16 protein-coding genes and 1 tRNA gene are annotated in these 19,871 nt (G+C 40.4%); 13 read left to right on the forward strand and 4 right to left on the reverse strand.

The window, feature by feature from the left end; translation table 11 throughout:
* Positions 1-50: 50 nt before the first annotated feature.
* The 6 genes from J7E57_RS24050 to J7E57_RS27310 all read left to right on the forward strand — a co-directional run bounded on the left by J7E57_RS24050 (position 51) and on the right by J7E57_RS27310 (position 3,143).
* Positions 51-746 carry an HAD family hydrolase gene (locus J7E57_RS24050; protein WP_215131636.1) on the forward strand — a complete coding sequence of 232 codons (696 nt, stop codon included), beginning with the start codon at positions 51-53 and terminating at the stop codon, positions 744-746.
* Positions 743-1,387, forward strand: a complete 645-nt coding sequence (locus J7E57_RS24055; protein WP_215131638.1) for a chloramphenicol acetyltransferase — start codon at positions 743-745, stop codon at positions 1,385-1,387. The genes J7E57_RS24050 and J7E57_RS24055 overlap by 4 nt, the downstream gene beginning before the upstream one ends.
* A gap of 71 nt (positions 1,388-1,458) precedes the next feature.
* Positions 1,459-1,665: a hypothetical protein gene (locus J7E57_RS24060; protein WP_215131639.1), complete on the forward strand. Its 207-nt coding sequence runs from the start codon at positions 1,459-1,461 to the stop codon at positions 1,663-1,665.
* A gap of 122 nt (positions 1,666-1,787) precedes the next feature.
* Positions 1,788-1,864: transfer RNA gene (locus tag J7E57_RS24065), tRNA-Ala, on the forward strand.
* 522 nt (positions 1,865-2,386) lie between these two features.
* Positions 2,387-2,974, forward strand: a complete 588-nt coding sequence (locus J7E57_RS24070) for a GH12 family glycosyl hydrolase domain-containing protein (RefSeq protein WP_215131640.1) — start codon at positions 2,387-2,389, stop codon at positions 2,972-2,974.
* A gap of 34 nt (positions 2,975-3,008) precedes the next feature.
* Positions 3,009-3,143: a hypothetical protein gene (locus tag J7E57_RS27310; RefSeq protein ID WP_262897904.1), complete on the forward strand. Its 135-nt coding sequence runs from the start codon at positions 3,009-3,011 to the stop codon at positions 3,141-3,143.
* Positions 3,144-3,169: 26 nt separating this feature from the next.
* Here J7E57_RS27310 and J7E57_RS24075 read toward each other — a convergent pair whose 3' ends face one another.
* On the reverse strand, positions 3,170-3,688 hold the full coding sequence (locus J7E57_RS24075) for a CAP domain-containing protein (protein WP_215131641.1): 519 nt from the start codon (positions 3,686-3,688) through the stop codon (positions 3,170-3,172).
* Positions 3,689-3,889: 201 nt separating this feature from the next.
* Here J7E57_RS24075 and J7E57_RS24080 point away from each other — a divergent pair, with 201 nt between their 5' ends.
* Positions 3,890-8,017 carry a hybrid sensor histidine kinase/response regulator transcription factor gene (locus J7E57_RS24080; protein ID WP_215131643.1) on the forward strand — a complete coding sequence of 1,376 codons (4,128 nt, stop codon included), beginning with the start codon at positions 3,890-3,892 and terminating at the stop codon, positions 8,015-8,017.
* A gap of 74 nt (positions 8,018-8,091) precedes the next feature.
* Here J7E57_RS24080 and J7E57_RS24085 read toward each other — a convergent pair whose 3' ends face one another.
* From J7E57_RS24085 to J7E57_RS24095, 3 genes are read right to left on the reverse strand one after another with little or no spacing between them, the layout of a single operon-like run.
* Entirely contained in the window at positions 8,092-8,883 is a 792-nt protein-coding gene (locus J7E57_RS24085) for an alpha/beta hydrolase (RefSeq protein ID WP_215131644.1), read from the reverse strand.
* Positions 8,884-8,893: 10 nt separating this feature from the next.
* On the reverse strand, positions 8,894-9,865 hold the full coding sequence (locus J7E57_RS24090; protein WP_251030024.1) for a helix-turn-helix domain-containing protein: 972 nt from the start codon (positions 9,863-9,865) through the stop codon (positions 8,894-8,896).
* A 51-nt stretch (positions 9,866-9,916) separates the two neighbouring features.
* Complete coding sequence (locus J7E57_RS24095) at positions 9,917-10,684, reverse strand: SDR family NAD(P)-dependent oxidoreductase (protein WP_215131645.1); 768 nt, start codon at positions 10,682-10,684, stop codon at positions 9,917-9,919.
* A 405-nt stretch (positions 10,685-11,089) separates the two neighbouring features.
* On the opposite strand from J7E57_RS24095, the gene J7E57_RS24100 reads away from it, so the two are divergent.
* The 6 genes from J7E57_RS24100 to J7E57_RS24125 all read left to right on the forward strand — a co-directional run bounded on the left by J7E57_RS24100 (position 11,090) and on the right by J7E57_RS24125 (position 19,860).
* Positions 11,090-12,145: a substrate-binding domain-containing protein gene (locus J7E57_RS24100; RefSeq protein ID WP_215131646.1), complete on the forward strand. Its 1,056-nt coding sequence runs from the start codon at positions 11,090-11,092 to the stop codon at positions 12,143-12,145.
* Between the two features lie 129 nt (positions 12,146-12,274).
* Positions 12,275-13,561 (forward strand): sugar MFS transporter, encoded by a 1,287-nt coding sequence (locus J7E57_RS24105; protein ID WP_215131648.1) that lies wholly within the window; start codon positions 12,275-12,277, stop codon positions 13,559-13,561.
* A 27-nt stretch (positions 13,562-13,588) separates the two neighbouring features.
* Positions 13,589-14,254, forward strand: a complete 666-nt coding sequence (locus tag J7E57_RS24110) for a carbohydrate-binding family 9-like protein (RefSeq protein ID WP_215131649.1) — start codon at positions 13,589-13,591, stop codon at positions 14,252-14,254.
* Positions 14,255-14,385: 131 nt separating this feature from the next.
* Positions 14,386-15,174, forward strand: a complete 789-nt coding sequence (locus tag J7E57_RS24115) for a glycoside hydrolase family 16 protein (protein WP_215131650.1) — start codon at positions 14,386-14,388, stop codon at positions 15,172-15,174.
* Positions 15,175-15,295: 121 nt separating this feature from the next.
* The gene (locus J7E57_RS24120) at positions 15,296-18,397 is read left to right on the forward strand and encodes a SusC/RagA family TonB-linked outer membrane protein (protein ID WP_215131651.1); all 3,102 of its coding nucleotides are present in this window, start codon (positions 15,296-15,298) and stop codon (positions 18,395-18,397) included.
* 11 nt (positions 18,398-18,408) lie between these two features.
* A complete protein-coding gene (locus tag J7E57_RS24125; protein ID WP_215131652.1) occupies positions 18,409-19,860 on the forward strand; it encodes a RagB/SusD family nutrient uptake outer membrane protein in 1,452 nt (483 codons plus the stop codon).
* Positions 19,861-19,871: the final 11 nt, after the last annotated feature.

The following is a 19,871-nucleotide window of genomic DNA, read 5'->3' on the forward strand; positions in this document are numbered from 1 at the left end:
TTAGCAGTCTTAGTTGCGTTACTTTTGTCGCATTAAAAGTAAGCATAACCATGAAAAATCAAATTACCGTAATTGCTTTTGATGCTGATGATACCCTTTGGGTAAACGAACCTTATTTCCGCGAAACGGAAGAACAGTTTGCAGGTCTTTTAGAAGATTTTATGCCTCATCATAGCATTCTGGCAGAACTTTACAAAACTGAGATTGCCAATTTGCCACTTTACGGCTACGGGATTAAAGGTTTTGTTTTAAGCATGATCGAAACGGTGTTAAGGATAACTGAAGGTAAAATAGACCCTATTGTGATTAGTAAAGCGATAACACTTGGACAGGAAATGCTCAATAAACCAGTCGAATTGCTTGATGGGGTAGAAGAGGTACTTAAAGCCCTGCACGGAAAATACAGATTAGTGGTTGCGACGAAAGGCGACCTGCTCGATCAACAGCGCAAGCTCACCAAATCAGGACTTGATCACTATTTCCACCATATTGAAATTATGAGCGATAAACAGGAAAAAGATTATCAAAAACTGATCAAACACCTGGATTGTAAACCTGAGGAGTTTTTAATGCTGGGCAACTCCTTAAAATCGGATGTTTTACCGGTACTGAATATTGGCGGACATGCCGTTCACATTCCCTTCCATACCACATGGGTACACGAGCATATCGATCATACCATTGAACATGTAAATTTTTATCAGATGGAAAGCCTATCTGAGATTTTACCAAAATTAATTGAATGAAAGAAAAAATAGATATAAACACCTGGATCAGAAAAGATCATTTTAAATTTTTTAGCGCCTTTGATGAACCTTTCTTTGGCGTAACCGTAGCGGTAGACTGTACTGCTACTTACGAAGAAGCAAAAGAACATAACGTTTCTTTTTTCCTGCTTTATCTGCACAAATCGCTGCTTGCTGCAAATCAGGTAGAACCTTTTAGTTACCGTATTATTGATGGCGAAGTTTGGAAATACAATAGTGTGAATGCTGCAGCTACCATCAACAGACCAAATGGCACATTTGGATTTGGCTACATGGATTTCTACAGGGATTTTGAAGATTTTAGAACAGCAGCCAATAAGGAGATCGAAAAGGTGCAGGCCGGCATGGGTTTAATCCCTTCCTCATCAGGCGAAAATGTGATCCACTATTCGGCATTGCCCTGGTTAAACTTCAGTTCTTTATCACACGCCCGCAATTTTGCTTATCAGGACAGCTGCCCTAAAATATCTTTTGGCAAGGTTAGGGATGAAAACGGAAGAAAAATAATGTCGGTTTCTATACATGTAAACCATGCTCTGATGGATGGTTATAACGTTGCGCAGTTTGTAGATGCCTACCAGGCGCTATTGAACAAAAAAGAGGTTAACGAATATATTTAATTCAAAACTTTAAAGAATTAAACCTAAAGGATATTTAATGTTCGGTTAATATTAGGAATTTATTTTCGGCGATGTTTATAGCTGCCGTTATTATTCCTTTTTATCTTTTGGCTATTGTAGCCATGTGTTATATGGATACTGCTTTTAAGGCCATTATGTTTTTTGTGCTGTTACTTATTGCCACATTTGTACTTTTTCTGTTCATTAATTATCCTATGCAATCGGTTTTTGTTGTAATCTGTTTAATGGCCATGTTTGCTTTTAAACCTAAAGATTAATTAAAAAATGAATTATGATTTGCATTCGAGAAAGTATTTGCTATTTTTGCTGCTCGGGCAGGAAGCTTGTTTCAATTACCGAATGATTATTTAATTTTTTTGGTTATTGAATATTTGAAATTGGGGGATTAGCTCATTTGGCTAGAGCGCTTCGCTGGCAGTGAAGAGGTGATCGGTTCGAATCCGATATTCTCCACCATTATATTACGCCCTTAAATTTAATTTAAGGGCTTTTTTTTGCGCCTTGAAATAGCGGTTTTTCAGCATGAAATAAGCACGATAAATATTTTAATAAATGCAGTTAAAGTGAATGAACGAATATAAAATGTGGGTATAGCTCTTGTCGTTAGATATTGTTCTTGTTGCTTTCTACTTTATTAATTTTTTCTGGAGCTTAGCGTGTAACATGTAATTTTAGCATGCTCAAAAGACCATTGAACTTGACATGTTTTTCACTGCAATTTGATAAACCTCTTGTAATTCTATTAGAAATTTATCCTCCCATACCCCAATTCTCCTTTAATCAGAATCCAACTTTATCTTATTGTTTTTCAAAACGTTGTCTTGGTGGTCTGCTGCCTCAGGTATGGTCATATCCATACTCTTTTCTGGGCCGGGTTAACAATTAAGCCCCTAGATGTAAACAAAAGATACCTATGTCAAAGACTCTTTGCTACTACATTTGGATAGAAAAAATTACTAGCCAAAATTCTAACCAATTATGAGAAAATTTTTAACATGTGCAGCAGTAACCATGCTTTTATTTACCGGATGCAAAAAAGAGCAGCAAGTTGTAACAGATAAAGCCGGAGAGGTAAAAGCCGATTGGACCTCGGATAATAGCTCATCCAATTACACCAGTAAAGCTTATTCTCCGTATACTGTTTTTAATAATGTATGGGGTGCAAATCCTGGCTATCAGAGTATTTGGGCCAATAATGGAAACAATTGGGGCATCTGGTCCAACCATCCGAATACATCAGGTATAAAATCTTACCCCAATTCCGAACGCAAGGTGCAGCGCTTGCTGAGCAGTTTGAATAGCCTTACCTCTTCATATAATGTTACCGTACCTTCAGATGGGTCTTGGGGCGCAGATTATGATGTTTGGACGAGTAATGACAAATACGAAATTATGTTGTGGATGAACTATCGGGGCAGTGTTGGGCCGATAGCCAGTTCGTATCCAGGTGGTGTGGCTCAAATCAATGTATCCAACAAAACCGTTGGCGGACATACCTGGAATGTATACAAGGGCCCAGTTGGTTCGGGGTGGCAAACAGGTATTTTCTTTCCTGCGCACCAGTAATTCAACCTCAGGTAATGTTAATATCAAAGATATTATGAACTATCTTAAAAACGACCTTGGCTGGATCGGGAACGAAACGATAGACCGCGTTCAGTTCGGCTTTGAGGTAACCAGCACCGCTGGTGGAAGAAATCACTATGTAAATAACTATACTGTATCCTTTAATTAACTAATTAACAATTTATAACGGGCGTATTAATTTTTTCTACCTAAATCCATTACCCAGTAGGTGCCAGCTTTGCCGGCACCTACTTCATTATAGGTCGAGTCCATCATTGCCTTACAATGGCTTTCGCTGGCAATCCATGCTTCCATAACCAGGGCAGCACTGTTATAATTTTTAGCAATAACTTCCCCAACCGCTGTTCCTTTATATCCCTGTTCCCGCGATCTTTGCACTGCCGGAACACCTTCAGGTGTAAGATGGCTGAAATAGTTTCGGCTCAACATATCCTCAGCATGCAGTGCGGCAGTTTTTTCCAGTGAGGTGTTCCAGGTAACCTTTTGCACAGGTGGCATAATATCTGTTCCACAGGTGCAGCCTGTTTTTCTTATCTGGTTTAGTCTTGTCAACAGTTCAGCCTGAATGTCGATTTCAACATCTTCTGTTCGTTCCTTTTTGCACGAAAAAAGAAATGTGCCCAACATAAGCATAAATAAATACGCTAACCAGATACTTTTACGCTTGTCTGCTAAAAAACTGTGATTATTCATTTTAGATAGAAGGATATGCTAGTTTACGCCTGAGTTTCTAAGATACATATAGATATCTATAAAAGCACTTCAAAATTAAATAAAGCACATCTGGTTATATTTTATGGGTTAATTATAAAATAAACCCGTTATTGGTTTTTGTAGTTTTATTGTTACATTGCATATGCTTTGCCCTAACCAAATATTTTTTTTGCGATTAAAATGCGTGTTAAAATCATCCTGATCTTATTGGTTATTTGTGAATTTGCATATGCACAGCAAACGCAACTGCAGTTTTCAAGGCTTGATCTATCAAACGGACTTTCCAGTAATCAGGTAACTGCTATTTATAAAGATAAGCAAGGCTATTTGTGGTTTGGTACCATGGCCGGATTAAACCGGTATGATGGTTATCAGTTTAAGGTTTTTAAGCATAATGCGAGGGATCCAAAATCCTTAAGTGATGATTTCATCAATGCAATAAGCGAATTGCCCGATGCTAAACTCCTGATCGATACCCGGGCAGGCTTAAATGTTTTTGATCTGGAAAAGGAGGAATTTATCCAGAATATTGCCCCTTTCTTTAAAAGCATGGGTATACCCACTACAAAAGTAATTGGTATAAAAAAAGATAAAATTGGTAACTTTTGGTTCAATGCCGGAGGCGAGGGCGTCTATGTTTACAGCATAGTTACAAAGAAAACCAACCATTTAAAATGTTCAGACCGTGCCCCAGATGCTTTGGGCTCAGCACCTGTTACCCATATCCAAAGTGATGCTAAAGGCAATATTTACGTTTTACATACCGATAAATCTTTCGAACTTTTAGATATCAATACCTTAAGGATCAAAAGAAGGTATTGCGATTTTAAGATTAAAGAAAAGGCTGCTTTTAAACCGCTGCGTTTTTTTATCGACAATGACGGTGACATATTTATCTGGAGTTTTGATGACCGGGAAGGACTAACTTATTACCAGCCAAAATATCATCTTGTAAAATATTTTAGTCAAAAAACAGGTAGTTTAAATAATAATTTGGTAACCGGCGTAATCCAGGATGAAAGTGGTACTATTTGGATCAGTACCGATCATGGTGGCATTAATATTTTAAATAAACAAACCCTTAAAGTAACCTATGTACAAAATAGGGAGGACGATCCGAAAAGTTTAAGCCAGAATAGTATAGTGAGCCTTTATAAGGATAACGAAGGAATTATCTGGATAGGGACTTTTAAAAAGGGAATTAGCTATTACCATAAAAACATCATCAAATTTCCACTATTCAGGCATTTGGCTTCTGATAGCCGCAGTTTGCCCTACGATGATGTAAACCGGTTTGTAGAAGATGATCAGGGCAATCTGTGGATTGGCACCAAGGGACAGGGGCTGATTTATTACAACAGAAAAACACAAAGTTATAAGACCTATAGGCACCAGGCCGATAGCCCCAATAGTATCAGTAACGATATTGTAGTAAGCTTATTTATAGATGATCAAAAAAAACTGTGGATCGGCACTTATTTTGGCGGTTTGGACTGTTTTGATGGACAGAACTTTAAAAATTACCGACACGATCCAAACAATGCCAAGAGCCTTGGCGATGACCGGATATGGGATATTATTGGAGGGGACGACCAAAAGCTCTGGATTGCTACTTTAGGTGCAGGTATCGATATATTGGACCGTTCGAAAGGTACCTTTTCGCATTACAAGGCCTATTCATCAGCCAATACCATTGGGTCTAATTTTATAACGACTTTATCAAAAGACAAATATGGCAATGCCTATATCGGTACCTCTTCAGGTCTAGACTTTTGGGAGAAGAAAACGGGGAAATTCAAACATTTTAATGCAGACCCACACCTCAAAAACTCATTGAGCAATGGCAATGTTTACGATATCCTGGAAGATAGTTACGGGTATATCTGGGTAACAACTAGGGATGGATTGAACCGGTATAACCCTAGAAACAACCAATTTGATGTGTTTAGAATTGATAATGGGCTTCCTGATAACAATACCTTAAAGATCCTTGAAGATAAAAACTGCAACCTTTGGTTAAGTACCACAAAAGGCTTAACCTTTATCAAGGTAAAAAAAACAGATAAAGGTCTTACCTACACCTTCAGGAATTACGATCAGCAGGATGGCCTGCAGGGAAGGGAGTTTAATATAAATTCCGGCTATATTACCAGAAATGGCGAACTGATATTCGGAGGTGCAAATGGCTTTAATCTATTTAAGCCAGAAGATATCAGGACTGACCATACAAGACCTGAAATTGCCCTTTCTGAGCTGCAGATTGCCAATAAAAGCGTGGCGGTTAACGAGGAGATGGATGGAGAGGTGATTTTGCATAAAACCTTAAACAGTTCTGAAAATTTATCTTTAACCCACAAGCATAATGTAATTTCGATTGAATTTACGGCATTAAATTACTTCGATCCCGATAAGATCAGGTACAGGTATATGTTAGAGGGCTTTGATAAAACCTGGCAAGAGCCTTCGGGGAATTTACGCAGAGCAACTTATACCAATCTGGATCAGGGATCGTATGTGTTCAGGGTTTCATCTACCAATTCTGCAGGCGATTGGGTATCGAACGAGAAAAGAATTTCTATCAAGATATTGCCACCCTTCTGGAAAACACCATTAGCTTATTTGCTTTATCTTGCGCTTGCCGGCGGAATACTTTTTCTGATCAGAAACCGTGGTATCCAAAAATTAAAACACGAATTTGCGTTGGAGCAGGAGCGCCATGAGGCAAAACGTATGCACGATCTGGATCTGATGAAGATCAAATTTTTTACCAACGTAAGCCACGAGTTTCGTACGCCTTTATCACTGATCATTACCCCGATGGAAAAACTGATCAGGCAGACCGCAGATGAAGGAAAAAAACAGCAGCTGCAGATGATCCATAGGAATGGGCGACGCCTGCTGAACATGGTTAACCAGCTGTTGGATTTTAGAAGAATGGAAGTGCAGCAGTTAAAACTTGATTGTAAGCTTGGCGATGTCGTGGATTTTATAAAAGACCTGACCTATTCCTTTACCGATATTGCCGAAAAGAAAAATATTAAATTCCATTTCGAATCTGAACTCATCAGCTTGATCACAGCTTTTGATCATGATAAAATAGAAAGAATACTGTTCAATCTGCTTTCCAATGCATTTAAATTTACATCTGAAAGTGGATCAGTTAATGTGCTGTTAAGTTCGACCCTAAATAATTTTAATCAAACCTGTCTCTTGATCAGTGTTAGCGATAATGGTATCGGCATTGAAGAAGATAAACTGAACCGGATATTCGACCGCTTTTTTCAGAGCGATATCCCAGGATCCCTTGTTAATCAGGGCAGCGGGATAGGTTTGGCTATTACCAAAGAGTTTGTCCGCTTGCATGGTGGTGAAATTTGGGCCGAAAGTAAGGTTGGTAAGGGTGCTACCTTTGCAGTTAAAATCCCTTTTGATGAGGCAGATGTAACAATAGTAGAAAATAGTAAGCTCAGTTTTACAGCTAAACTGTCTATCAGAGTACCAACAGAAGAAAGCAATGCCGAGGCTGTACCAGGATTCGATAAAAAACCTGTGCTACTATTGGTTGAGGATAATGACGACTTCAGGTTCTATTTAAAAGACAATTTAAACGAATTTTATCAGATTTACGAGGCGGTAAATGGAAAAGAGGGGTGGCAAAAGGTCTTATCTGCCCATCCCGATCTGGTGGTGAGCGATATCAGTATGCCCGAAATGAACGGTATCGACCTGTGTAAAAAAATTAAAGGCGATGTACGCACTGCAGATACCCCAGTAATATTACTGACCGCACTTACCGGTGAGGAGGTGCAGCTTTCTGGCCTGGAAACCGGTGCTAATGATTATGTAATGAAACCTTTTAATTTTGAAATACTGCTTTTCAAAATCAAAAACCAGCTGAAACAGTTAGCATCTTCGAAGATAAAATATAAAAAACAAGTCGATATTAGTCCCAAAGCCGATGAAATAGAATCTGTTGATGAAAAATTTATGCGGCAGCTTTCTGCGCTGATCGAAACCAACGTATCCAATGCTGATTATTCTGTAGATCAGCTAAGTCAAGACATGGCCATGAGCCGTGTAAGCCTTTACAAAAAAGTACTGCTTTTAACCGGAAAATCTCCGGTAGAGTATATCCGTTTTTACCGCCTCAGAAAAGCGACACAGCTTTTGGAAAAATCGCAGTTAACCGTTTCCGAAATTGCCTATGAGGTTGGTTTCAACAACCCAAAGTACTTTACCAAGTATTTTAAGCAAGAATTTAATATGCTGCCATCAGTATATATTGCCAAAAAACTAAGCAAAAAGTAGTGTTGAACCGTAAATAGAAGTGGGACAACATAAATTGGATAGGTTTCATGCGACGCCGATCTGTTTTCAAGGAGTTATTTGTTTTGAATTGTGCCTTTGGCTGCAGCAATAATGAGTTGGGCTACTTCTTTAGCGTGCGAAATGTAAACTGAATGGCTGGCTCCTTCTATTTCTATAAGGTGGCTTTTTGCACGTTTTGCATACATCCTTTCCAGATCCGGATTAATGATCCGATCTGACTTGGCTACCATATACCAACTTGGCTTTGTTTTCCAGGCAGGGTTGAGGATAATGGCATGAAATACGGAATCTGCTGTTGGCGTTTGGGAGTTGGCCATAAAATCAGCCTTTGATGCCGGTAGATCCGCTGAAAAATCGGCTGCAAAGAATTTCGGATCAATATAATCCCAGCCGTCCGTTCCCTTGATCAGCGACTTATAAGCCGAAGGATTCATCTTGCCGTTATTTGCCTCCGACTCGCCATCATTAGGGGCATGCGCAGCGATATATACCAAGCCGGCCACTTTTGGATCATTGCCTGCTACTGTGATAATGGCTCCTCCATAGCTATGGCCAACCAAGATACAGGGTCCGTCCTGCTGATTAATTATTCGCTTTACCGCTGCAACATCTTCTTCAAAAGTGGTAAGCGTATGTTGTGTTACACTTACTTTATATCCTTTTTTTGTAAGTATTTCGTAAACCGGCTGCCAGCCAGACCCGTCTACAAAAGCACCGTGAACCAGCACCACATTCCGGACGTGCGTAGTATCCTGCGCTTTTACCGGAATGGAAAATACGAATGATACGAACAGCAAAAGCAGCCAAATCGCTTTTGCCTGATGATGGATATTTAATATTTTCATAGCTTTTTATTTATAGCCGTTGTTCTCTTTCATTCAGGTTTCTGAATTCTTTTGGAGACTGACCGACCTTGTTTTTAAAAATTTTGGTGAAATGAGAAGGGTGCTCAAAGCCGAGTCCATAAGCAATCTCGCTGATCGCGCTTTCTGTACTCCATAGTAAATGCTTTGCTTTATCAATTAATTTCAAATGGATCTGTTCCTGTGTTGACTTGCCAGTATATTTACTTAATAGGTCGGATAGGTAATTGGCAGATAAATTTAAGTGCGAAGCGAAATACTTTACATCCGGAATGCCGGTGTTAATCAGGGAGCCTTGAGTAAAATAATCATTCAAAAGTCTTTCAAATTTTTCAACAATATCATTTCCCGCTTTTACCCTGGTTAAAAACTGCCGGTCGTAAAACCTTGAACAGTAAGATAAAAGCAGTTCAAGGTTTGTCAGGATCAAATTATGTGAATGTTTATCAAGGTTGTTTCCGATCTCTTTACCAATGTTGCGCAAACAATCTTCTAAAACATCCCTTTCAGCATCTGAAATATGAAGGCATTCATTGGTGTCATAACCGAAGAAAGAGTACTCAGACAGTTTCCGCCCTCTGCTGGTCGCATTTAAAAAATCAGGGTGTATATAAATTGCCCAGCCCTCCACCTTGTTTTCGACTCCTGGGGTTAGCACTTGATCAGGTGCGGTAAACATTAATGAACCGGCTGAAAAATCATAACTGGTCCTACCGTATCTAAACACACCTTCGATCTTTTTACAGGCTATGGAGTATAAGTCAAGTCGGTAGGAGGCTCCCGGTTTTCTGTTCGAGCGGTCAACCCTGGCCAGGTCTATAACGGAAATAAGTGGGTGCAGCGGTTTATTGTAATGAAAAAAACCATGCAGTTCAGCAATTGATCTGATATCTATATAATCCATACAACCGACGTCTAATCCTGATTCAAATTTAGTAAACATACCTGGTATTTGCTGTTTCATATTCATTTTCCATTCGAATAAGGATAGGCATAAGCTTGCTATTATAATTGGTCATATCATTATACCACCGCCCACTTCTATACGCTGGGCATTTACGTACCTGCTGTCATCCGATAATAGCGATGCAACAAAACGACCTACATCATCAGCTACACCTAGGCGCCCCAGGGCTATGCCGGCTGCAATTTGATGCCTATGATCCTCATCGCCTTTTCCGCCGCCAAACTCGGTATCGATTGCACCGGGTGCAACACTATTCACCCGGATATTCCGGTCAGCATATTCCTTGGCGAAGTATCGGGTTAAACCTTCAGTTGCGGCTTTCAGTGCACCGTACACCGCCACGCCTGGAAACGCGAACCGTGCCAGCCCGGAAGAGATGTTAATGATCTGGCCGCCGTCAGCGATGAAAGGAAGCAGCTTTTGCGTCAGAAAGAATACACCTTTAAAATTGACGTTCACCAGTTGGTCGAACAGTTCTTCGGTTGTATCTTTAATAAGTGTTCGTTGAGCTATTCCCGCATTGTTAACGAGATAGTCGAAGCCTTCCCGGTCCCATTCTGTTCTAAGCACTTGCAGTACCTGTTTGCCGAAATTGCTGAACGATCCCGTATCGGCCGAGTTGAGCTGCAATGCAACCGCTTTACCACCATTGTGGTTGATCTCATCAGCCACTGCTTGTCCGTGTTCGGGTTGACTATTGTAAGTGAGGATCACGCCAATGCCGCGTTTTGCTGCATTCAATGCAATGCTTTTTCCTATCCCCCGGCTACCGCCGGTTATCAGGACGATTTTCGATTGTTGATCTGTTGTGTTCATCGTTTTAATTTTTTGATTACACAAAGTTCCACCATCAAATCGCTGCCCGCTTATACATTTAAGGGTAAGAATTATACATTTCTCATATATCTGACCAGATAAAGGCTATTCCGTGTAAAAGTGGGATTGAAGAGGCCAAATAAAGTTAGACAGAGCGTATTTGGTGCTTCTAAATCTTTCTTCTGATCAGCTTGCGTACTGTACATTCATATTCCTGATTATGATAAGCGTCTTACAGCTAAGCCCCAATTTGTAATTAATAATTGTTATTTTCGTGTACGTTAACTGAGTGCATATGGCATATTCCGATTTTACTCAAAGGGAAGAAGCTTTAACATGACAGGCATTTTTAGATAATAAATGCCTTTTAAGAAAGAACTGCAAAAAACTAGCTAAGAATTAATTATGGAAGGAAATAAAGAACTTGTTGGTGTTAAGGAAATTGCCCGCCGTGCAAATGTATCTATTGGTACGGTAGATCGGGTTTTGCATAACAGAACAGGTGTTTCCAAGAAAACAAAAGATAAAATACTGGCTATTATTGAAGAACTGGCATATCAGCCCAATATTTTGGCCCGCAGATTAGCCTCTAAAAAACAGATTGTTTTTGCTGTGATCATCCCTTCAGTTTCTGATGAAACGGATTATTGGCAAGAGCCCTTGATGGGTATTGAGCAGGCGGCAGGTGAAATAGCTCCTTACGGAATTATCCTGAAAAAATATTTTTACGATCTAAACCACAAAACCTCTTTTGTTCAGCAAATTGACCAAATTGACCTTTCGGATATTCATGCCGTCCTTATTGCACCAATTTTTATTGAAGAATCCGAAAATTTTCTGATCAAACTGGACAAAAGAAAAATTCCCTATGTTTTTATCAATTCGGATATCCAGGGCCATAATAGTTTGAGTTATTTCGGACCGGAACTTTACCAAAGCGGTTATCTGTCTGCCCATTTAATGAAGTATGTTATCAAGGAAGATGATACGATACTGATTGTCAATATCTCGCACGAGATAGATGATCACCATCACCTGCTCCGTAAGGAACAGGGTTTCCGTAGTTACTTTAAAGAGAATGATTTAAAAAATACCATCCTCAAAATTGATATCGTACAGACTGATTATCAATTCGTGGCTGCATCGTTGCAAACAGTTTTTAAGGAAAATAATGTATCGGCCATTTTTGTGACGAACTCCAGAGTGTCGGCAGTAGCAAAATATTTAAACCAAACTCACGCACGTAAAATGCTGATCGGATTTGATTACACTAAAGAAAATCTACAGTTCTTAAAGCAGGGGAGTATTGATTTTCTCATCTGTCAGAAACCCCGAGAGCAGGGATACAAAGGTATCATGGCACTGTACCAGTTTGTTGTGCATGCAAAAACTGGCGAAAAAAACAATTTTATGCCGATCGATATCATTACTGCCCAAAACTGCGATTTCTACATTAACTAAGCCGGTTCTAATTTTCTTGTTTCTTTCCCCTTCGCTGATCAAAAGCATATTGATTTGGAATTACAATTTATGTTTTGTTAATTCGTGTACGTTAACGTATATATGTTAATCAGCTAGACAAAAAAAAATATGGATAAGAAGACATACACAAAATCACTTTGCATTATTGCTGTGCTCTTTTTTGTTTTTGGGTTTGTCACCTGGATAAATGCCATGCTTATCCCCTATTTTAAGTTATGCTGCGAACTGAATAACCTGGAGTCTTATTTTGTAGCATTTGCTTTTTACATTTCCTATCTGTTCATTTCTTATCCTGCTTCCTTACTATTAAAGAAAACCGGTTTCAAAAATGGAATGATGATTGGTTTTTGGGTAATGTCTCTGGGCGCCTTTTTATTTATTCCGGCGGCCATGTACAGAAGCTACCTTTTGTTTTTGTGCGGGTTGTTCACCTTGGGTGCGGGACTGGCGGTACTGCAGACTGCGGCAAATCCTTATGTTACTATCCTCGGTCCGAAAGAAAGTGCAGCGAAGAGGTTTAGTATAATGGGTATCTGCAATAAATTCGCAGGAATCCTGGCTCCCCTTCTTTTTGCTGCTGTGGTACTAAAACCATCAGATAGAGAATTATTTGAACAGGTAAAATTAATGGGTGTCCTCGAAAGGGCTGCTGTGCTTGACGAATTGATCCGAAGGGTAATTTATCCTTATGCAGCGGTTGGCATCATTTTGCTGGTTCTGGGTTTCCTGGTCCGTTTTTCGGTACTGCCCGAAATCAATACTGAAGAGGAAGATAAAACGACGGCGGCCTTAAATAAGGAGAAAACAAATATTTTCCAGTTTCCCCACCTGATATTGGGTGCAATTGCCATTTTCGTTCACGTGGGTTCGCAGGTTATCGCCGTTGATACCATCATCGGATATGCACATTCGATGAACATTTCTTTGCTGGAGGCCAAGGTTTTTCCATCGTATACCCTTTCTGCAACCATAGCAGGTTACCTGTTGGGAATTTCATTGATCCCAAAATACATTTCCCAGCTTTTGGCGCTGCGGATCTGCGTAATTCTCGGTATTATATTTACCGTTTGCATCTTATTTTCGGGCGGACAGATTAAAATATTCGGTCATCAGGCAGATGTTTCAATCTGGTTTATAGTGCTGCTCGGTTTTGCCAACTCAATGATATGGGCAGGAATATGGCCACTTTCGATGAACAGGTTGGGCAAATTTATCAAAATAGGGGCTGCCGTATTGATCATGGGCCTTTCCGGCAATGCCATTCTTCCATTAATTTATGGGCACCTCGCTGATGTTTATGGACTGAAAAAGGCTTACATCGTATTGCTGCCCTGTTATCTGTATCTTTTATTCTATGCCTACAAAGGTTATAAGCTAAAAAGCTGGAGGCTTTGACCCGTATTTTCCACTTCAAAACTTAATATGAACTTAACCGTACCCTTTTTTAAAGACGAAACCGAAGGATCTCCTGCTGAGCTGTGGAACAAACTGGAAGCACTGCCCAGACATGACCTGGACAATACCTCATGGCCGCATATCCCAACTTCCTGTAATGCTTCATTCAAAATTGCCCATACCTCAAAATACATTTTAATCAAGTTTTTCGTAACCGGTGATTATTTTGCTTCCACAAACAGGCCAATCAACAGCGATGTCCATCTTGATAACTGTGTAGAATTTTTTATTTCATTCGATCAGTCTGACAGCTATTATAATCTGGAGTTTAATGCTTTTGGTACAGGCAAAGTGGCCTACGGGGATAAAAGTAGAAGAAGAAAACTATTAAACGAAGATGTAATAGCTAAAATACGCACAAAAGTGGAATGGAGGAATGAAGGAGAAAGCTTCAACTGGGATATACTGCTCAAAATCCCGGCAGAGGTTTTTGTTTACCATAAACTCCGAAGTTTTGAAGGGCAAAATGCAAAGGTCAATTTTTTTAAATGTGGCGATGGATTACCAAATCCCCATTATCTCTGTTGGAATCGTATACTGAGTACATTACCGGATTTTCACCGTCCGGAATATTTTGGCGCTATAGAATTTGTACCGATAAAATTGCCGGTAACCGATGAAATCAAAGAATAAAATATTTTTTTATTATTTTTCGTGTACGTTAACGTTATTTTTAATATATTAGCAGATAGATAGTTATAGTCTTGGCTTAAATTGATTTTAACTCATCAACAACTCAACCAAAACCAATTAACCACAACGAAATGAACAAATTATTGCTGATGTTACCCATCCTTTTGGCGTGTAAAAAGGATATTTTGCCGCCTCAAAAAGCGCAATCTGCATCATTGAAAGCCAAAACAGTTACTGCCGCTGAGCAAAATGCCACTGCTACAACCATAACTTTTGGCGGTTATTCCTGGACGGTAAAAAGTGGGAGTGGCCTCGGCCCGGGTCCAAACACTTGGGCTGCTCAAAATGTATGGAAAGACAGCGAAGGTCTGTTGCACCTTAAACTCTCGTACGACAGCGGAACATCGAAGTGGATCTCCGCCGGAGTTACCTCAACGGTTAATCTGGGGTATGGAACCTATCAATGGCAGGTGCAGGGCCCAGTTAGTACGCTCGATAAAAATGTGGTAGTGGGTCTTTTCCATTATTCCGGTCCTGATGGCTACAATGAAATGGATATAGAATTTGCGAGATGGGGCAATGCTGCCAAACCAAACTTAAATTATAGTGTATATCCGGCTGCAGGTACTACCGGAACGCAACAGCGCATAACCACCGAATGGACACAATCAGGAGGAACCTCCAGTACCCATCGTTATACCTGGACAAACAATTCAGTTGTGCTTAAAAGTATGAACGGTTTTTACAACGACGATACCAATATGTTTTTTTCTCATACATTTTTGGCGCCGGCAACCTCTATTCCCAGTGTTGCACTGCCAGTGAAGATGAATCTCTGGTGTTTCAAAGGATTGGCGCCAAGTGATGCAAAAGAAGTCGAGATCGTGATCAGAAGCTTTAAGTTTACGTCTGCACCATAATTAAAAAAAATTTGAACTTTTTTCGTGTACGTTAACGGATTGTTCCCGATTGTTCATTATTTTACACGGGGATAAATTGATCAATAGTTACCAAATGCGAAACTGATAATAGAAAATGCATATGAAAAAAATATACATGATGGCTGTTATAGCCTTGTTCTCTATTTGGAGTGCTGTTGCCCAGGTTAGTACCGCCCTGGTACCTACCTCTACCTTCATACTTACCGGAACGGTTAGTGAAGATAAAACCAATGAAGGGCTTATTGGGGTTTCGATAAGGGTTCAGGGAACCAGTGTGGGCACGGCAACTGATAAAAATGGAAACTTCAGTATCAGGGTGAGCCCGGGTGCGGTAATTACGTTCAACTATCTGGGTTATAACAATCAAACCATAAATATAGGCGAACGCAAAACCCTGTATATAAAGCTTACTCCTAACGCCCAGCAACTGGGAGAGGTTACCATTAATGTGGGTTATGGTACCCAAAAGGTTGAAGAAATAACAGGTGCTGTAGGCTCTATTTCGGCAAAGCAAATGGATAGCCATGCCCTTGGCGATGTAAACAGCAGTTTACAGGGTAAAATTGCCGGTCTTCAGATCACGAGCAATTCAGGAGAGCCGGGAGCAGGGGCAACTGTCAGAATCCGTGGAGCCTCTTCCGTAAATGGAAGTAGTCAGCCATTATACATTGTCGATGGTATTCCCATCAATTCAGATACCTATGCTGGCGGATTGGTAGATGATGCTTCTACTTTCAGTCCCTTAGCTGATCTGAATCCGCAAGATATCGAATCTATTGAGGTGCTGAAAGATGGTACCGCGTCGATCTATGGCTCCCGTGCATCAAACGGGGTGATTATCATCACGACAAAAAGTGGGAAGAACGCCAAAAAACCAGAAATCCAGGTATCTGCAAATGGAAGTGTCGCCGATATAACCAGAAAGATCGGTGTTCTTAACGCAAGCCAGTTCAGGAGTGCCTTTATTGATGCCATCTATAATTTTACCGGGGCGCAGACTACAAAGGTTTCTGTAATCGATTCCCTGCATCCCTACTATTCTCAGCCAAACAACTGGCAGGACCTGATGTACCGTTCGGCCTACCAGTACAAGGCAGATGTGAGCATAAAGGGCGCTTCGAAAGAAAACAACATGAACTATTTTATCAGTGCCGGTTACAAGGATATAGATCCGATCATCATCAATACGAAATTTAAGCAAACCTTTGCTTCGGCAAAAGTTTACTATACCATAAATAAGTCTATTTCGGGCAACACCAATTTTAACATTTCTACCAATAACTATAACAGAATTCTCAGTGGCCTTAGCAACCAGAGTGCAATTTACCAGGCGCTGAGTACCATGCCTGTTTACACACCGTATGATCCCGTAACCGGCCAGCTTATTCCTTTGCTTGAGGGAAGCAAACCCAACCCGATTGCAATATCGGAGCTTGCCGCGAATAAAATAAACCGCTGGCGGGTTTTTGGCAATCAGGATGTTAGAGTGAAAATTATCAAAGACCTGGAGTTTAAAACCTCATTGGGTTTAGATTATTCTAATACCGAAGAAACCAACTTCACCCCCCAGGCACTTTTGCCACAGGGGCAGATCAGTTCTTCTTACCTGACCACCGGTAAAAATTACTCGTTTATCAACGAGAATACTTTAAATTATAGGGCAACCATTGCAAACAACCACCATTTTACATTTTTATTGGGGCAGTCCTATCAAAAATTTACCGATAACATTGTGGATGTGATTGGAAGGGGATTGATTGATGCAACCATCACCTCTATTAACGGAACTTCGGTGGTATCCTTGTACAATCAAAATATAGAAGAACATAGCCTGCTTTCTTATTTTAGCAGGGCCAACTATGATTATAAAGGCAAATACCTGTTTTCTGCAGTTATGCGGGCAGATGGATCATCGAGGTTTGGTGCCCAAAACCGCTTTGGTTATTTTCCTTCCTTTTCGGGTGGCTGGAGACTTTCGCAGGAAGATTGGTTCAAAAAAATCACTTTTATATCTGATGCCAAGTTGCGGGGAAGTTTTGGCGTTACCGGAAATCAGTCGATCGGAAATTACGCTTGGCAAGGCTCTTTTTATACCCCAGGTACTTATTTGGGCAATGTTGCCATTGTTAGCAATGGCGTACCCAACGCTTCTTTGAGATGGGAAACCACAAAACAGACCAATATAGGCCTTGATTTAGCTTTTCTCCATGATAGAATCCGCTTCACTGCAGATGCCTATCTGAAAAAAACTACAGGCCTTTTATTTGATGTTGCGGTGCCGGGCACAACAGGTTATGCTACAATACCTGCAAACTTTGGAAGCCTTGAGAATAAGGGGCTTGAGTTTACCTTGTCGACAATTAATCTTGATGGTGCGCTTAGGTGGAATTCTACATTGACCTTTTCACTGAACAGAAATAAGGTTCTTTCCCTTCCTGGAAACCAGGACTACCGGCCTAATATTTACAACATGGCAAGGGTTGGTGAAACGGCTGGTGTATTTTATGGCCTGAAAGCACTTGGTGTTTATGCTTACGATGCGGATAATGTTTACCAGAAAAACCCTACAACCGGAGCCGTAATACCTTATCGCCAGGGTTCGGCCAATGGCGCAGTATATAAAGGTGGAGATGTGATCTGGGAAGATGTAAATGGCGATGGGATTATTAATGATGCTGATCTACAGGTTATCGGTAATCCAAATCCCGATTTTACAGGCGGTTTTCAGAACGAGTTTACTTATAAGAACTTCACACTTTCAACGCTTATTACCTACAGTTTTGGCAATGATGTGTTTAACGAGGTAAAAAGAAACCTGGATGCTTCACCGTATGATCAGAACCTCACAACCGATCAGCTCAGAAGATGGAGGAAACAGGGCGATGTAACAGATGTGCCAAAGTTGGTGAAAACCGACCCTATGCTGAATTATGCCATCTCCAATAGGTTTGTCGAAGATGGTTCTTTTATCAGACTACAGAATGTTGCACTAAATTATAGAATAGCTTCTAAACTATTGAACAAACTAAAAATCAGCAATGCCAATATTGGCTTTTCAGTAGTTAACCTGTTAACCTTCGGTTCGTATACGGGATATGACCCAGAAGTAAGCTCATCCACAAATGCACTGGCAGTGGGGGTAGATAGAGGCTCGTTCCCTAGAACCAGAACATATAATTTGTCGTTAAACTTTAGTCTTTAAATATTACGAAAATGAAAGATTATAAAATGTACAACTTCATGCTAATCGGACTGCTTCTTTTGGGAAGCTGTAAAAAGGCATTGGAGATAGATCCTACAACATCATATTCCAGTTCCAACTATTGGACTGAAACATCGCAGGCAACGGCGGCGCTTTATGGCGCTTATAATCTGTTGCAGGGCGCTATGGCACCAGAATCTGTTTTATATGGCGAGGGCAGGGCCGATAATGTGGCGCTAAACCCATTGGCCCTGAGCTCCCAAACCTTAAACCTGCTTACCAATAACCTTAATTCGAGTTTGCCTATTACGAGCTGGAATGGTATTTACCAGGTTGTTAACCAAAGTAATCTGATTTTAAAGAATACTTCGGAGATGAAAAATAAAGGTTTGTATTTAGGCAAAGCTGCCGACTATAGCAGCGTTAGGGGACAGGCATTTGCCATTCGGGCTTTTTGCTACTTTTATATGACGCGTATTTGGGGTAAACTGCCTTTGGTGACCGAACCTTTAACAGATGCCAACCAGAATGTAAGCATTGCCCGCTCAGATACCACTGCAGTTTACGCCCGCATCCAGGCAGATTTAGATTCTGCATCACTTGCGGCAATACCCGCTTCTTATTCTACAGCTTCGGCAACAAGGGCACAGTTTACCCTGGGGGCAGTAAATGCGATATATACCGATTTTTACATGTGGAGACACCAGTATCAAAACGCATTAACGGCTTCTCAGAAAATCCTGTCCAATTCTACTTACGCTTTAACGGCATTATATAGCGCCTCCTCAACAATAGATTATAATGTTAACCCTGCGCTGATAGATAATACAGCCTATGCCCAGATGTTTACCAAGGGATTTTCAACAGAGTCGATTTTTGAAATTGATTATAACTTTTCGGAACGGGCAACGCGTTCATTCCTGATTACGGTTTATGGTGATTTAGGGTTTCAGCCATTTTTCAAAGCAAGCGGTTATCTTTCCAGTAAGTTTACTTCAACAGATTTAAGATCGAAAGTGAACTTTGATACCAATTCGGGAATTGTTAAGTTCTTTGAAAAGTCGGGGTTTGTTCGGGGTACGCAGGATGATAAGAATATTATTGTTTACCGCCTGGCAGATATTATGCTGTTACGGGCAGAAGCGTTGAACAAAACAGGCGATATTGCAGGCGCAATGACTTTGGTTAACCAGATAAGAACAAGGGCTGGAGCTGTAGCATATACACCAGCATCGTATGCAGGTTTGACAACCGATCAGATTGAAGACCTTATTTTGGACGAACGCGCAAGGGAGCTTTGTTACGAGGGCAAAAGATGGTATGATCTTGTGCGTACCGGTAAGGCCCTGAAAGTTCTTGGACCAATAAATGGCATCTCAAATCCTGAAAATTTCCTGTGGCCCATTAATCTTACCGAAATTAGGTTAAACCCACTTTTAGATCAAAATTCATATTATCAATAAAACGGCTACAG

Origin of the sequence: Pedobacter sp. ISL-64, assembly GCF_018613605.1 — a bacterium.
Taxonomy (GTDB): domain Bacteria; phylum Bacteroidota; class Bacteroidia; order Sphingobacteriales; family Sphingobacteriaceae; genus Pedobacter.